Origin of the sequence: Neobacillus sp. PS3-12 (genome assembly GCF_030915385.1) — a bacterium.
In the GTDB taxonomy this organism is placed as follows: domain Bacteria; phylum Bacillota; class Bacilli; order Bacillales; family Cytobacillaceae; genus JAEVLT01.
In genome coordinates, this window is the sequence record NZ_CP133268.1 from 589,894 (window position 1) to 605,469 (window position 15,576).

The following is a 15,576-nucleotide window of genomic DNA, read 5'->3' on the forward strand; positions in this document are numbered from 1 at the left end:
TAGGATTGAAAAATTTTGAATAAAATGTAAATTTTTCGATACCGAATTGTAATAACCTCATTACACGGTTGAAATATTCTCATGCTAAAATCCTGGTTAATGATTTTGATTTTTCTGGATATTGGGATATGAAGAAATGAAGGTGATGAGATGAAAAGGTGGTTTTTGTTATTTATCAATATTGTGATTATTGGAATTGTATTTTTCACTCCCCAAAAAGCTTATGGGGCAATCCTGAATCCTGCGGAATTAAACAATCAGGATTCCATTGTTGATGCTCAAAATGTTCAACACCCTTATACACTACCCGAAATAAATGAAAACCTACAGAAAATTAATCAAGCTATTTTAGATAATCAGCAGGCCATAAAGTCCACTGAAAAGGAAACCGATGTAGTTCATACAGATATTTTGAAACTTGAGCATGAATTAACCTATTTGGAACAAAAAATGAAAAAAAGAGCTGACTTATTAAAAGAACGAGCTAAGACTTATCAGGTTACGGGAGGAGATCTTTCCTTTCTTAATCTCCTTCTTGACTCGGCCAACATTAGTGAATTTATTGATCGGGCTGGAACTGTCGCTACAATTGTCCAAGCAGATCATGACCTTTTTGAAAAACAAAATGCTGAAAAAGAGGATGATGATTTAAAGCATCGGTCTTTAGTAAATAAGCTTAACAAACTGAATGGTTTAAAAATTAATTATCAGGGGATGCAGGCGCAAATCTTAGAACAGGAAAAACATTATGAAGATTTGAGAATACAATTGCAGCAACAAAACAAAGATTCAGCAATGACAGCAAATCCAGCTGCACTCATCAGCCCTTCCGATTCGACCCAAACTGCTGGCCTAGCTGGAAAAATTTTAGATGTAAGCCGAAAATATATTGGACATTCCGTTTACATTTTTGGCGGAGGAAGGTCGGCCTTTGATATTCAAAATGGCAGATTTGATTGTTCCGGATTTGTTCATTGGGCATTGTCCCAAGTAGGAATCGACGTAGGCACTAGTACAGATTCTATCAAGGACTCAGGAAAGCAAGTACCCGCAAGCAGACTTCAGCCAGGGGATTTAGTGTTTTTTGATACTTATAAACAGGATGGACATGTTGGGATTTACATAGGAAACGGGCAATTCATTGGTTCACAGTGTACAACAGGTGTTGCCATAGCTGATATGACAAGCGGTTACTGGAAAGCCAAATTTAATGGCAAAGTGATCAGATTATAATTTGGCTTTGGCTCTGACAATTATAAGTAACCCGACTTTTTAATCCAGCATATATTGTTCTAGTTATGTGCACAAGATTTGGAGGGATCCCAATGAACGATTACCCCTTGTATCCTTATTTTAGTAAACAAATAAAATGTGAGGAACAGGAAATTAGCTTTCCGCCACAACATCAGGAACGACAGCCTGGATTGGAATATCTAATGGATCCTAGACCCATTTTTGATAATCCATCCTATATCGGAAATAAAAAATTAATTAATAAAACAGCTATTATTACTGGGGGAGACAGCGGGATTGGGAGAGCCGTCGCTGTTGCATTTGCCAAAGAAGGAGCAGATGTTGCGATTGCCTACCTTGACGAACATGAAGATGCGGAAGAAACAAAAGAAGTTGTTGAAAGGCTTGGCAGGAGGTGTATCCTCCTCCCAACCGACCTGCGCTTTAAGGAAAACTGTGTCCGTGTGGTGGAACAAACAATCAATACGTTTGGAAAAATCGACATTCTTGTAAATAATTGTGCGGTTCAATATCCCCAAGAGAACCTAACGGATATAACAGAGCAGCAGCTTGTCCATACATTTGCCACCAACATCTTTTCATACTTTTTTATGGCCCAGGCAGCCATGCCACACCTAAAGCAAGGAAGTGCTATTATCAATACAGCCTCGGTCACATCCTATTATGGGCATAAAACATTAATTGACTACTCTGCAACCAAAGGGGCAATAGTTTCATTTACCCGCGCACTAGGAAATAATTTAGCTGACCAAGGAATTCGAGTGAATGCAGTCGCACCAGGGCCATTCTGGACTCCACTGATCCCAGCATCCATGACTGTTGAAGATATTGCTACCTTTGGAACGGACGTACCGATGAAACGAGCTGGTCAACCTTTTGAGCTGGCTCCTGCCTATGTTTACCTTGCCAGCCATGATTCCCAATATGTAACAGGGCAAACATTACATGTCAACGGAGCAGAATATACTTCATCATAAAATATCCAGGTACTATTATTAAAAATTATGCGAATAGTACCTGGACAACTAAATCCATATAAACATATGTAATAGAAACATAACAAAAAAAATCATAGCACTTATAAGATGGAATTTCCTTCGGAATCCTGATGCTTTGACATGTCTTAAATTTCCAGCATACAGAGCAATAACCAAAAGTAAGAATGATAAGTACCCACTTACTAATTTAAGATGGGTATAGCCTAAGACTGGTCCAAATTCTTTCAAATTGATTCCTGCATGGCCAATGATAATTGTGGTTCCCAAAAGGGCAATTGGAATATGAAATTTCATCATCTGCCGAGAAAATTTTGCAAGCCGAATCTTTACATTTCGTAAAGATGTTTTTCGGATTACTAGAAAGATAAAATACATATTAATATTAATGAAAAAAAGAAGGATTGCTGCTTGTGCAAGGAATTGACTAACAACAACCCAAGAACTTTCATGAGGGCGGATCAACCATATATAAATAATCGAAAATAAAAAAAGTGCAATGTTAAAAAATGTCCAGAGCTTAAAGTACAACGTCTTTCCTCTTCTCTATAAATGTTCATGGAGATTTACGTATTTTATCCCCAAAAAAATTTTTTAATTTGTCTTTCATTTTGATTGATCGATTTTTTCTTGAAGTTTTTCAAGATATAGGTGACCATCTATTGGCAGATCGATTGGTTTATTCAACCAAGAAGAAAGGTAAACAGCATTCAATATTTCTAGTGCTTTAATCCCATCCTCGCCAGGTGCTAACAATGGTGTTCCCTTCCTAATTGTATCTATCCAATTTTGAATGATCCCTAAATGCTCAGGATTTTCTCCTTTAATTGGAATGTTAATCTCCCAACATTCCGGTTCACCAAAAACACCCTTATAGGTTGCATTGAATTCCCTTTCAGATTTCGTAAGACGATAGAATGTAAGTTGTTCATTTTCAATAACGATCTTTCCACGGTCGCCTGCAATTTCAAACCGATTTGTTCCTGGTGCTTCCCCTGTAGAAGTAATGAAAACACCTGTTGCACCATTCTCATATTCAACAAACGCAGTTACATCATCTTCCACTTCAATATCATGATATTTTCCATTGTGGCAAAAGCCATGTACACGTTTTGGCATAAGCCCTGTTGTCCATTGCCAAAGGTCTAATTGATGTACAGACTGGTTAATTAATACTCCCCCACCTTCACCCCTCCAGGTTGCCCGCCAATAGCTTGAGTCATAGTAGCTTTGTGAACGATAATTATTTGTTATAATCCAATTGGTTCGCTTAATTTCCCCTAGTTCATTAGATTGAATAAGCTCCCTTAACTGTTGATAAAGCGGATTAGTGCGTTGGTTATACATCATACTAAATACTTTGCCGCATAATCTTGCTGCTTCATTCATTTCTTCGACGTTTTTTGTATAGACACCTGCAGGCTTTTCCACCAAGACATGCAGTCCCTTCGAAAAAGCTCTAATGGCAAGGTCAGGATGAAGGTAATGTGGCGTTGAGATTATAACAGCATCCATGTCTTTAAAATTAAAAAAGTCATCTTCGTTAACAAATGCCTGTACATTACCAGAAGTATGGTTCACTACCCATTCCAATTGTTCCTCTCTTCTGCCGCAAACTGCAGATAACACTGCACCTTCAACTTGCCCTTGGTCCAGCTGCAAGATATATTCCTTCCCCATAACTCCGATTCCAATTACACCTACTTTTGTAATTTCCATTGTTTGTACGCCTCACTTAGAAGTATTTTTCTTTACCTATTAATGTTTCTATCCTAACCACATCCTCCCCTTCTCTTAAAACTAATAAAAATAAAAAATTTTTCGTCAGCCGCTTCGAAATTTATTGAATGATGATCCTTAACTTTGTAATATAATAGATTTCGAAAGAACTAAATGGGAGTACCATAATGGGAAGAAAATTTGTAATAAAAGTGATAAAGTGTTATTAATAAAAGAATTGAGTGCTAGTCAGTGAATAATGATACTAAAATAATTCATCTAATTATGCTACATACATATAGAAAGAAGGCAAATGATGCGTTTTGCGAAAATGATACCGAATTTATTCACATTAGGAAATTTATATTGTGGTTTTTTATCCGTTGGGTTTGCTGCACATGGTTCATATAAAAATGCAGCTATTCTCATTATCATCGGAATGATGCTAGACAGCATGGATGGCCGATTGGCCAGGATGTTAGATGCCGATAGTAATTTTGGCAAAGAGTTAGATTCCTTGGCTGATATTGTCACTTTTGGTATTGCTCCTTCATTTTTAGTCTATTACACCTATTTTTTTCATTTTGGATTATTAGGATTAGCCGTAGCAGGCCTTTTCCCATTATTTGGCGCATTCCGTTTAGCAAGATTTAACATCAGTCCTAAAAAGGCGTCCTTACGCTATTTTGTTGGGGTTCCAATAACTGCTGCCGGTGGGATTTTAGCGATTCTTACGCTATTTGGAAAAATCATTCCTCATTTAGTCACCTCAGTTATATTCACGGGGTTATGTTTCTTAATGGTCAGCAGGATTCATATTCCAAGCTTAAAAGATGTTCCTTTGCCAAAGTATGGAACAATTGTAACAATCTTTCTCGGCTGTCTCTTATATGTTATATATAGAAGCCCATATACCCACCATTTTCCTTATCTTATGTATATTGCGACACCATTATATATAGCTTACATAGCCTATCGCTTTATCAAAGGGAAAAATCGTAAAGATATTGATTAAATATGCTTTCACGGAACTAGAATAAATAATAAAGATAATTTATCATGATCATTAGAATATCAAAATTATCTATTCTCACAGAAATCATAAAGAGCATCGAAATTGCTCTTTTTTTCTTGGGCTTGATACAGATCAAAAATATAACGGTGGTTAAACATGAAAGAGCTTATCTATCGAAATAATGAACTAAAATTAAAATTTAATTTAAGCATTACCTTTTTCAAAAAGGATATTTTGTTTACAATCTCACTTACTTTAGCAATTTTGAGTTGCTTTTTGCATACTCCAAAGCTCGAATATATTGATTTTAAGGTCCTTATCAGTCTATTTAATTTAATGCTTGCGGTAAAAGCATTTGAAGAACTAAAGCTATTAGATCAATTAGCCATTTTGATTTTAAATAAGTGCCATACCAGTAGAAAAGTTTCAGGAATTCTCATTCTTTTATCTTTTATTAGCTCTATGTTTGTAACAAACGATGTAGCACTTCTCACTTTTGTCCCATTGACTTTAACTATCGGTAAAAAAGCAGAGATAAATATTTTGGAGACCGTTATATTACAGACCATTGCTGCCAATCTTGGAAGCAGTCTTACACCGATGGGAAATCCGCAAAATTTGTTTATTTTTTCTCACTTTGATGTTCGGCCCCAACAGTTTTTTTCAACCATTTTGTTACTAGCAATTATGGGAACCCTATCTTTGGCATATTTAATACTGAGATTTAAAAGTAAGGAGTTAAAGGTGGAGCTTGCTATTCCACCAATGAAAAATAGAAAAAAAGCAGGAATATGGGTTGGTGATTGTATTTTTTTTGATTATCGCATCCATTTTTGGACTGCTTAGTTACAAGCTTGTATTGATCATTGTTTTGGTAACTGCATGTATTTTGGATTTTCATTTATTAAAAAAATTGGATTATCTTTTATTAATTACGTTTGTCTGTTTCTTTATTTTTGTAGGAAATATATCAAATATCGATATAGTGCATTCTTTAGCCAGTGAGAGCTTAAGAAATTCCACTTCTGTTTATTTCAGTTCCATTTTTTTAAGTCAATTTATAAGTAATGTACCCGTAACTATTTTATTATCCAATTTTTTCAAAAAACTGGCAGCCATTGTTAATCGGTGTACATATAGGTGGTCTCGGAACCATTATTGCTTCATTAGCAAGTGTCATTTCCTATCGGATTGTAAACATAAAGAAACCAAAGGAAAGTAAAATCTATTTGGTTAAATTTAGTCTTTATAATTTTTCTTTTTTGGCTTTTCTAACGATCATTCAATATATTCTTTTAAAAAATTTCTCAATCTTATATAAGAATAAGGCTCCGTTTTACTATGGCTGTGTTAAACTTAGTTGTTGATTTCCGCTCTAATCAAAAGCGTTAAAAAGTCAACAATTACCTTTAACACAGCCTTTACTCTAAAAGAATTTGCACTTGCTTTTATGGGACGTTATACTTCTAAATAATTAAAATTTCTTGGACTCACTTTTAATACGATTGGAACTATTAGCATATATTATCTTTGGAACTCCTATTCAAAGAACTCTTAAATAAGTATGATTTATAACGCCGGGACGTGAAAAATTTGGGGCATATTAATTTTCTACTCGAACACTACGGATATTTTGGCATTATCATTGCTTTACTTGGTGGTATTATTGGCCTCCCAATCCCAGATGAAGTATTGCTCACATACGTGGGGTATAACGTTTTTCAAGAGAAAATGGCCTATCTCCCATCCTTGTTTAGTGCTTTTATTGGGGCCTTTGGCGGAATTTCACTCAGCTATTTCTTTGGAATTAAATTAGGTTTGCCTTTTTTACAAAGATTTGGTCCTAAGTTTCATATTACAAATGTAAGAATTAATAAAACCAAAGCTTTATTTGCTAAATTCGGCCCTACCCTACTTTTCATTGGTTACTTTATTCCTGGAGTCCGTCATGTAACCGCTTATTTAGCTGGTATCAATAGTTATTCCTTTAAAAAATTTGCCATATATGCTTATTCAGGGGCGATAGTTTGGTGTTTTACCTTTATCACATTAGGAAAATTACTTGGCGAGAAGTGGAGGTTTTTCGCTTTTTATCTGATGAAAAACCGAATTTTGATCATTCCTGCGGTTATGCTTCTATTAATTTTTGGACTTGTTTATTGGAAAAAAAGAAAAAGAACAGTCAATACCAAAGGAGCTTTTGAATAAATTAAAGACAAAAACGGGAGAAATACTCTCGTTTTTTTATTTTTTTTGTTATTCACCTTATGTTTTTCAATAAAGTTTAATAATTGTAAAAAAAGAATTTGGAAATTTTAAATTTGAGATTAAACCATTTGTAAAAATGGTATACAATATTAATATAGAGGTTAAAACTGCATAAAATAGTTTATTAAGCTCCAAAAAATAAAAATATAAAAAACGGGAACTTTTGAGTGGTTAAATAGGCTAGGTTTAATATAGAATATAAATTAACATATGTGTTTATAAAGGGGATTACCATATGAGCATAAAACAAAAAAAATATAATTTTTTTCAACGGATTGCCCGTGTCTTCAGGTTGAATTTTATTAAGCTTCTTCGCTCACCTGGCGGAGCAAAAAAGGTCGCTCTGGGATTTGCTCTTGGCTTTGGCTTAGAAATGTTAGTAATATCAACCGCTTCACTTATCTATATATTGTTTGTACCCATTGTCCGTTTAGCAAAAGGTTCTTTACCGGCTGCGATTATTGGTAATGTAATTGGAAAACTTTCCTTTCTCCCCGTTCTTCTGCTGCCTTTTGCAAAACAGCTTGGGAAAATGCTCTTTCCTATGAATGTTAAATTAGCTCATGGTACATCCTTTTCTTTTCAAGCCTTACTACATGGTGATTTACGAGGTTTAATTAGTCTCCTCCATGGGGGGATTCATATGTTAATCGGAATGTCCATTTTAGGTACAGTATTAGGTATTATTTCCTACTTTGTCGTCCATGTCTTCTACGAAAAAGAAAGAATGCGAAGGCTAAAAAAAAGTCACGATAAGCATGTCCCACGTGCAAAAACAGTGAATAAAAATTATATTTAAATGAAAAATGCTTATTGTAAAGGCCTTCCGCTTTTTTGGAAGGCCTTTTTCATTTAGACTAGATCTTTATTCGGAGGATGGTGTGGTATTAAAAAAATCTTTATGTTCCTTATTGTTATTTTTCTCTTTTTTTGTTCACCCATTTTGCCATCTGATTCGTAGCTTAACTTTAATTCCTTATTCTCCTTCATGTAAATCCTCCCTTCTTACATTCAATATCTTTTCCGAATCCATGAATGACTAACCAAAACTGTTTTCTTTTTCAACTTTAGGTTATTGTCTATTCTTTTAGCGTATAAAAACATAGATTATTTTGTAATGAAAGTAGAGGAGGAATTGAAATGGAAAAGAAAGCTTACGTGACTGCGCCAACAGTCACCAGTCAACCCTATGTTAGCGCTCCTGTTGCACCCCCAGTACAGCCGCAACCTATAATGCCATCCTATACCCCCGTCCAGCCGCAGGTTGAATATGGATGCCACTATCCTGCCTACAACCCTTGTTGTTTTCCCGCTTATGAGCCTTGTTGCGTTCCAGTAAATCCGTGCTGTCTCCCTATAAACCCATGCTGTATGCCAATTAACCCTTGCTGTTACCCTTTTTAAAATGATATAATGCAATCAGTTTAATGAACTAATGTTAGACTTGTACCATTTAAGAAAATATTTTAAAGACCTTGAGTTCATGGTCTTTTTCTTTTGTTTAAAAATAAATATAAAAATACAATGAACTTTCTTTGGATACCCGTAGTCTTTTTCTTAGAGTACTTTTTTACGGATGAATTAATTGTTTTTTTATATCCAACTTAAGACGTAAAGATTTTTTGTTATTATAGATAGATACTTGTTTGTTGAGAAAGGTTTGATACTATGCGTAAAAAAATTCTTGTTATTTCTTCTGATCATACTGGTCATGGACACAAGAGTATTGCTGAATCCTTATCTGAAAAAATTGGCATGGATAAGACTGTTGAATTACATGTTGTCGATGGGTTTGCATTAGGTGGTAAGCTTTTATTAGGTATTGGAAAATCCTATGGACCTATCACAAGATTCTCTGAACAGTTGTGGAAAGTGATTTGGCATTTTTCAGCGTTTAATTCCTTTCTCGTCGATAGATTTATTGAGACTATGATTAAACACAAATTATTAAATTTGTTAGATCAGCTAAAACCTGATTTGATTTTATCCATTCATCCCAACTTTAATGGTTCCGTTATTAATATTTTAGAAAAACAGAATATAAATATACCTTTTGTCACTCTTATCGCTGATTTAGTTAATATTTACCCATTATGGGCTGATCCAAGAGCTGATTTCATTATTAGTCCTACAGAAGAGGCAAAGGAAAAATGCTTGGAATTTGGTGTTCCTGAAGAAAGAATAAAGGTAACAGGCTTTCCGGTTCGGCAAAGATTTTACCGCGAAACAATAAGGTCATTCAGAAAAGAAAATGGATTAAACTTTTTAATCATGAGCGGCGGTGAAGGTGTAGGAAATATGAACGTAATCGCTGAAAACCTTCTAAGCAACTTCGATTGTTCCGTTACTATTGTCGCAGGAAGAAATGAAAAATTAAAAGAACAACTTGAAACTTCTCTTTTGGCCAGATTTGGAGACAGAGTAGAAATTTTGGGTTTTGTTAAAAACATTCAAGAATATATGTTTGCAGCGGATGTTGCCATTACAAGAGGCAGTCCAAATGTCATGTTTGAAGCAATTTCTTCTAACCTGCCAATTGTCATTACAGGTGCATTGCCTGGGCAAGAAAAGGACAACCCCCTCTTTGCTCAAAACAACAACTTGGGTGTTATTTGTAAAGATGCCGCCCATATAAATCTGGTTGTCGATGGTTTACTCGCAAATGATGGTGAAAAATTAAAGGGAATCATACAATCCCAACGGGAATTTGTAAATAGAAATGCAGCAAACGACATCTTGAAATTCCTAGGTCAGATTGAGACAACAGAATATTATGTACCTGTAAAAAAACTTTCAATTGCTTATGTTGCAAATAGATTAAAGAGAAGTATATGAGGAAAGAAGTACATGTTCAATCATTTTACTTCCTGATTGTCGAGAAAGGTATTTTTCTCGGCAATTTTTTATTTTATCCGTATCTAAACTAAATGTACATGCAAATAGGCCTGTTGATTTCCGCTCCGGGCACTCGCTTTCCGCGGGGAGGTCCTGGAGTGCCAATCAACAGACCTGTTGAAAGTCAATAAACCAATAATATTATATAAGCATTCTAGAAGTACATGTTCAATCATGTACTTCTTTTTATTTAAATGAAATTTAAAAGGATGGATATAATAAGGTTGTTGTGTTTATTTTGCAGAAAATATTGGCGGTGATTTGATGGCAGATTTAGAACCATTCAAGTATGAAACAGGTACATCGATTCAAACCTTCAACATTATTCAAACGAGTGTCAATGAGGATGGTTATGAAGTCCTGTTAACGATCGATTTAGATAGCGGTTATGAATTAGAAGATGTTCGATTAAAAATTAGCTTTGATGACTTAACCGCCTATGAAACAAGGGATATTCATGAAGGAGTAAAGTATGCACTAGGCTTCTTTGATCAAGAACCCAATTTAACCCCATAAACTCCATATGCCCAAGCTGCCACAAGGCAGCTTTTCTTAATCCCCCTAAAACCGCAATAAACTAAATTTACCAACTTATCATGAAAAAGGAATTTTAATTTACTTTTTGGGAATCTTAAATTTCGATCGCAATTTTAAAGTTAGATTGAGAAATATTTAAGGAGGTATACTTATGAGTTATAGAAAGCTATGGATCAGTCTTGCTATTGTTTTTATTGCTTCTTTTGCCGTGCTTGGCTATTACGGTGGACGACTTATTTATTCGGAACCACCGATTCCAAATAAGGTTGTCACAACCGATGGCACCGTGCTTTATACCAAGGAGGATATTGAAACAGGACAAAATGTGTGGCAATCAATCGGCGGTCAAGAATTAGGAAGTGTCTGGGGACACGGAGCCTATGTTGCCCCAGATTGGACAGCAGATTGGCTTCACAATGAATCCTTATGGATGCTTAATAGCTGGGCTGTAAAGGATTTTGGAAAGAAATATTCATCACTTAACGCTGAATCCAAAGCAGCCTTAAAAGAAAGACTGAAAAATGAAGTGCGAAAAAATACGTATGATAAAAAAACAGGCATCATTACCATTTCACCACTTAGGGCCCAGGCAGCTGCTAATGTGAGCAAATATTATGCTTCACTATTTACAGATGACCCGAAGTTTGACAAATTACGGAATGATTATGCGATGCCAAAGAATGTCATTAAAGACCAAAGCCGCTTGAGCTCCTTTATGAGTTTTCTTTGGTGGGCAACCTGGGCAACCGAAACAAACCGCCCAGGGGATGATATAACGTATACGAACAACTGGCCAAACGAAGAGTTAGTGGGTAATACGGCAAATGGTGATATTGTTGTTTGGTCTGTTGTAAGTTTTGTCATCCTTCTTGCCGGTGTTGGTGGATTGGCATGGTACTATGCAACCCAGAAACATAATGAAGCCAATGAAACTTTTCCAGAAAGAGATCCGCTCCTGGGTTTATCACCAACACCATCAATGAAAGCAACACAAAAATACTTTTGGGTGGTGGCTGCCTTATGGCTTGTACAGGTTTTACTTGGAGCGATTACAGGTCATTATTCGGTAGAGGGCAGTGGTTTTTACGGGATTCCATTAGATAAATGGCTACCATACTCACTTACTAGGTCCTGGCATACTCAATTGGGAGTATTATGGATTGCGACAGCATGGCTTGCTACAGGCTTGTATATGGGGCCTGCCGTATCTGGTTATGAGCCAAAATTCCAACGGTTTTTCGTGAATTTTTTATTTGTGTGTTTGATCATTATTGTTGCCGGTTCAATGATTGGACAGTGGTTTGCTGTTCAACAAAAATTAGGGCATACAGCCAACTTCTGGTTCGGACATCAGGGCTATGAGTATACGGATACAGGCCGTTTTTGGCAAATCTTCCTTACAATTGGATTATTCCTATGGTTATTTTTAATGCTCCGGTCAATTATGCCAGCTTTTAAAAATTTAAAAGAAAGCAAACACCTTCTGGCTTTGTTCTTACTTGCTTCTGCTGCAATTCCTGTTTTCTATATTCCCGCTTTACTATGGGGTCAGCATAGTAATTTGGCAATTGCAGAGTATTGGCGCTGGTGGGTTGTCCATCTTTGGGTCGAGGGATTCTTTGAGGTATTTGCTACCGTTGTTATGGCTTTCTTGTTTACAAGAATGGGATTATTGGGACTGCGGACAGCCACTTCGTCCGTGCTGTTTTCAACGATTATTTTCTTATTCGGCGGAATCATTGGAACCTTCCACCATTTGTACTTTAGCGGAACGGCTCCCGGGGTAATAGCATATGGTGCAGCATTTAGTGCTCTTGAAGTTGTTCCCCTTGTTTTTATCGGGTTTGAAGCCTATGAAAACCTTACACGTAGCCGTGCTAAGCCATGGGTAAAAGCATATAAATGGCCAATCTTCTTCTTCGTTGCGGTTGCCTTCTGGAATTTAGTAGGAGCCGGATTATTTGGATTCTTTATTAATCCGCCAATCTCCTTGTACTATATGCAAGGGCTTAATACAACACCAGTACATGGTCATGCTGCCTTATTTGGTGTTTACGGAATGCTTGGGATCGGTTTAATGCTCTTTTGCCTGCGTGGTCTGACGGTGAAACGCGAATGGAAGACAGGTGCCTTATCTTTTGCCTTTTGGACAATTAATATTGGCCTTGCTCTGATGATCTTAATCAGTCTTTTGCCGATCGGCTTGATGCAGACATGGGCAAGTGTCCAACACGGAATGTGGTATGCTCGTTCAGCTGAATTTATGTCACAAAGCATTGTTCATTTATTTGTTTGGCTCCGAATCATCGGAGATACTATTTTTGCCTTGGGAGCATTAGCACTTACCTGGTTCATTTTAGGCCTTAAAACAGGCTGGTCTTTAACCAATAACCGCCTTGATTATGACAATGCGCCTAAATCAAATAACAAAGATATATAAGTTCTTAAAAAGGACCGGTCAATTTGGCCAGTTTTTTGATTTTAAGGCTTTTTTACGAGATATAGGCCATCTGTCCAAACAATTATGTTTTGCCTACCATACGATACAGTAAAGGCAATTGGGAGGTGAATCGTATGGGTGGCTATGCAGGAGGAACCGGAGCTGGATTTGCCTTAATCGTTGTCCTATTTATTTTACTTATTATTGTTGGTGCAGGTTATGGTTGGTATTAATACTTCCGAAGGCGGAGTCCTTTGGTAAAAACTCGGGGTCTTTTAACTCCGAGTTTTTCACTTATAAATAGTAAATAAGAAAACGTTCGTTTTGATTATGTTCATAGTGACCAGGCAATATAATTTCATCCTTTAAATGAAACGCAGTGTTGTTTTCTAGATAAAAAATATAATCTGCTGATGGGTAATATAAAATCAGTGTAATTTCTCGTTTCTCAGTCTCTGCTGATCTCAAAATATGATTCACAACTTTTGTAAATATTTGGACCGAGAAAGGATTAAAAAAGTAAAAGTAGGTGTCCTCCGGGCCTATATCGTACTCTTCTGCGAGATAGTTGTGAAAATATATTTTATCCAATCCGTCTTTGTGTTTTTTTAAATAATTTTTTTTATTTTCCAGGGCTTCTTGATAAAATTTTTGATTCATCTCTATTCCCACAACGGATGCTTTAAAATAATAATGAATGTAAAAGTTCAATCGTCCCTTTCCGCAGCCAAAATCAACAATTCGATCAGAGCTTTTTATTTCATATTTTTGAAATAGCATCTTCAAAGCACTGTATGGAGTGGGCTCATAACGGTGATAATGGAGGGATTGGTTGAATCCCATTTGCTCTTCGGTCGTTTTAACATTTAACATTGCGTCATAAAACCGCTCATCCATTGGACAAACACCCTTTTTCTAGTTAATAAAGAAAAGCTCCCAATCGGCAAGGAGCTTTTTGCGTAATCATTCTGAATCCTTTTGAGTTACTTTAATTGCCTAACCTAAATTGCGATGCAAAAATTCTTTTGTACGGTCAAACTTTGGATTCGTAAATAAATCATTAGGATGACCCTCTTCAATGATTTCACCATTATCCATAAACACTACCTTATTTGCGACTTCCTTAGCAAAGCCCATTTCGTGAGTGACTATAATCATCGTCATATGTTCCTTCGCCAGAGCTTTCATAACTTCAAGAACCTCACCAGTCAATTCAGGATCTAGGGCGGAAGTTGGCTCGTCAAACAACATAATATCTGGATTCATCATTAGCGCACGTGCGATGGCAACCCTTTGCTTTTGGCCCCCCGAAAGTTTAGCCGGGTAAGCATCAGCCCGTTCTGTAAGTCCAATTTTTCCCAATAGCTCTGTGCTCCGTTTTTGGATGTCTGCCAATGGCTCTCTTTTTAATAATTTAGGGGCAACTTCCAAATTCTCCCTCACAGTTAAATGTGGGAAAAGATTAAAATGTTGAAAAACCATTCCCATTTTCGAAGTGATTTGCCTGATTTCTTGCGGTTTAGAGTAAACTCCATCCTTAACAAGATAATCTCCATCAACAATGATACTTCCTCCATTTACTTCTTCAAGATGAACCAAGCCTCGAAGCATCGTGCTTTTCCCTGAACCGGAGGGACCGATCACAGCAACTACATCATTTTTATTGACTTGAAATGTTATTTGTTTTAGTACCTCATGTATCCCAAATGATTTTTTTAAATTTGATACTTCAATGATCGCCATATCGACTACCCCTCCTATTCATATTTAACTTTTTGTTCAAGCCATTTAAAAAACATACTTAAAACAAACGTTATAATTAGATAAATCAAACCTGCGTAAAAGTAAGGCATAATCGTAAAATCTCGGTTAACTGCTGTTTCTGCAAAGTGTAACAATTCTGGAACTGCTACGGCATATAACAAAGCAGTATCTTTTACCAATGTTACTGATTCATTTGTCACTGCTGGAAGCGCAATGCGGAACATTTGTGGCAGAATAATCCTTGTCGTCATCTGCCATCTGTTCAACCCAAGTACTTGGGATGCTTCATACTGGCCTTTATCAATTGCAAGCAAGCCGCCACGGAAAATTTCCGCAAAATAGGCAGCGTAATTTAGGATAAAGCCTAAACAAGCTGCAACAAAACGGTCTAGTACAAGATATTGTCCAATACCAGGAATCATAGGCAACCCAAAACAAATAACCAAAAGCTGCAGTAAGAGTGGTGTACCGCGCATCACATAAATATAGGCTTGAGCAAGCAAAGCTAATGGCTTGAATCTGCTTCTAACAGATAGAGTAAGCAAAAAGCCAAGTGGAATGGACAGGATTATAGCAATAAAAAACAGGAAGAGTGTTGTTATCGCTCCCTGCAGCATTGGTATGATAACAGATTGGAAATAATCTAAGGACATAAAAAGGTTCCTCCACGAAACAAAACAGGGTTACAT

15 protein-coding genes and 1 pseudogene are annotated in these 15,576 nt (G+C 36.4%); 10 read left to right on the forward strand and 6 right to left on the reverse strand.

Annotation, left to right across the window (positions count from 1 at the left end; genetic code table 11):
• Positions 1-150: 150 nt before the first annotated feature.
• A complete protein-coding gene (locus RCG17_RS03000; protein ID WP_308173795.1) occupies positions 151-1,233 on the forward strand; it encodes a C40 family peptidase in 1,083 nt (360 codons plus the stop codon).
• Positions 1,234-1,325: 92 nt separating this feature from the next.
• A complete protein-coding gene (locus RCG17_RS03005) occupies positions 1,326-2,231 on the forward strand; it encodes an SDR family oxidoreductase (RefSeq protein ID WP_308173796.1) in 906 nt (301 codons plus the stop codon).
• A 48-nt stretch (positions 2,232-2,279) separates the two neighbouring features.
• On the opposite strand, the gene RCG17_RS03010 is transcribed toward RCG17_RS03005, so the two are convergent.
• Both RCG17_RS03010 and RCG17_RS03015 read right to left on the reverse strand, forming a co-directional pair.
• Entirely contained in the window at positions 2,280-2,780 is a 501-nt protein-coding gene (locus tag RCG17_RS03010; protein WP_308173797.1) for a hypothetical protein, read from the reverse strand.
• A 75-nt stretch (positions 2,781-2,855) separates the two neighbouring features.
• Complete coding sequence (locus RCG17_RS03015) at positions 2,856-3,968, reverse strand: Gfo/Idh/MocA family protein (RefSeq protein WP_308173798.1); 1,113 nt, start codon at positions 3,966-3,968, stop codon at positions 2,856-2,858.
• A 316-nt stretch (positions 3,969-4,284) separates the two neighbouring features.
• Between RCG17_RS03015 and pssA the strand changes: the two genes are divergently transcribed.
• From pssA to RCG17_RS03035, 4 genes and pseudogenes are all read left to right on the forward strand, one after another.
• Positions 4,285-4,983, forward strand: a complete 699-nt coding sequence (pssA, locus tag RCG17_RS03020) for a CDP-diacylglycerol--serine O-phosphatidyltransferase (RefSeq protein WP_308175760.1) — start codon at positions 4,285-4,287, stop codon at positions 4,981-4,983.
• A gap of 156 nt (positions 4,984-5,139) precedes the next feature.
• Positions 5,140-6,350, forward strand: a pseudogene (locus RCG17_RS03025) (SLC13 family permease).
• A gap of 226 nt (positions 6,351-6,576) precedes the next feature.
• On the forward strand, positions 6,577-7,191 hold the full coding sequence (locus tag RCG17_RS03030; RefSeq protein ID WP_308173799.1) for a DedA family protein: 615 nt from the start codon (positions 6,577-6,579) through the stop codon (positions 7,189-7,191).
• A gap of 295 nt (positions 7,192-7,486) precedes the next feature.
• The gene (locus RCG17_RS03035) at positions 7,487-8,050 is read left to right on the forward strand and encodes a DUF2062 domain-containing protein (protein WP_308173800.1); all 564 of its coding nucleotides are present in this window, start codon (positions 7,487-7,489) and stop codon (positions 8,048-8,050) included.
• A 53-nt stretch (positions 8,051-8,103) separates the two neighbouring features.
• Here RCG17_RS03035 and RCG17_RS03040 read toward each other — a convergent pair whose 3' ends face one another.
• Positions 8,104-8,241 (reverse strand): hypothetical protein, encoded by a 138-nt coding sequence (locus RCG17_RS03040; RefSeq protein WP_308173801.1) that lies wholly within the window; start codon positions 8,239-8,241, stop codon positions 8,104-8,106.
• A 678-nt stretch (positions 8,242-8,919) separates the two neighbouring features.
• Here RCG17_RS03040 and RCG17_RS03045 point away from each other — a divergent pair.
• From RCG17_RS03045 to RCG17_RS03060, 4 genes are all read left to right on the forward strand, one after another.
• Positions 8,920-10,086, forward strand: a complete 1,167-nt coding sequence (locus RCG17_RS03045) for an MGDG synthase family glycosyltransferase (protein WP_308173802.1) — start codon at positions 8,920-8,922, stop codon at positions 10,084-10,086.
• A gap of 324 nt (positions 10,087-10,410) precedes the next feature.
• A complete protein-coding gene (locus tag RCG17_RS03050; protein WP_308173803.1) occupies positions 10,411-10,662 on the forward strand; it encodes a hypothetical protein in 252 nt (83 codons plus the stop codon).
• 172 nt (positions 10,663-10,834) lie between these two features.
• Positions 10,835-13,123 carry a nitric-oxide reductase large subunit gene (locus RCG17_RS03055; RefSeq protein WP_308173804.1) on the forward strand — a complete coding sequence of 763 codons (2,289 nt, stop codon included), beginning with the start codon at positions 10,835-10,837 and terminating at the stop codon, positions 13,121-13,123.
• 134 nt (positions 13,124-13,257) lie between these two features.
• Entirely contained in the window at positions 13,258-13,356 is a 99-nt protein-coding gene (locus RCG17_RS03060) for a YjcZ family sporulation protein (RefSeq protein WP_308173805.1), read from the forward strand.
• A gap of 61 nt (positions 13,357-13,417) precedes the next feature.
• Here the strand turns inward: RCG17_RS03060 and RCG17_RS03065 are convergent, their stop codons facing one another.
• The 3 genes from RCG17_RS03065 to RCG17_RS03075 form a co-directional block, all read right to left on the reverse strand.
• Positions 13,418-14,020 (reverse strand): methyltransferase, encoded by a 603-nt coding sequence (locus RCG17_RS03065; protein ID WP_308173806.1) that lies wholly within the window; start codon positions 14,018-14,020, stop codon positions 13,418-13,420.
• Positions 14,021-14,119: 99 nt separating this feature from the next.
• Positions 14,120-14,866, reverse strand: a complete 747-nt coding sequence (locus tag RCG17_RS03070) for an amino acid ABC transporter ATP-binding protein (RefSeq protein ID WP_308173807.1) — start codon at positions 14,864-14,866, stop codon at positions 14,120-14,122.
• A 14-nt stretch (positions 14,867-14,880) separates the two neighbouring features.
• Complete coding sequence (locus tag RCG17_RS03075) at positions 14,881-15,540, reverse strand: amino acid ABC transporter permease (RefSeq protein ID WP_308173808.1); 660 nt, start codon at positions 15,538-15,540, stop codon at positions 14,881-14,883.
• Positions 15,541-15,576 lie beyond the last annotated feature (36 nt).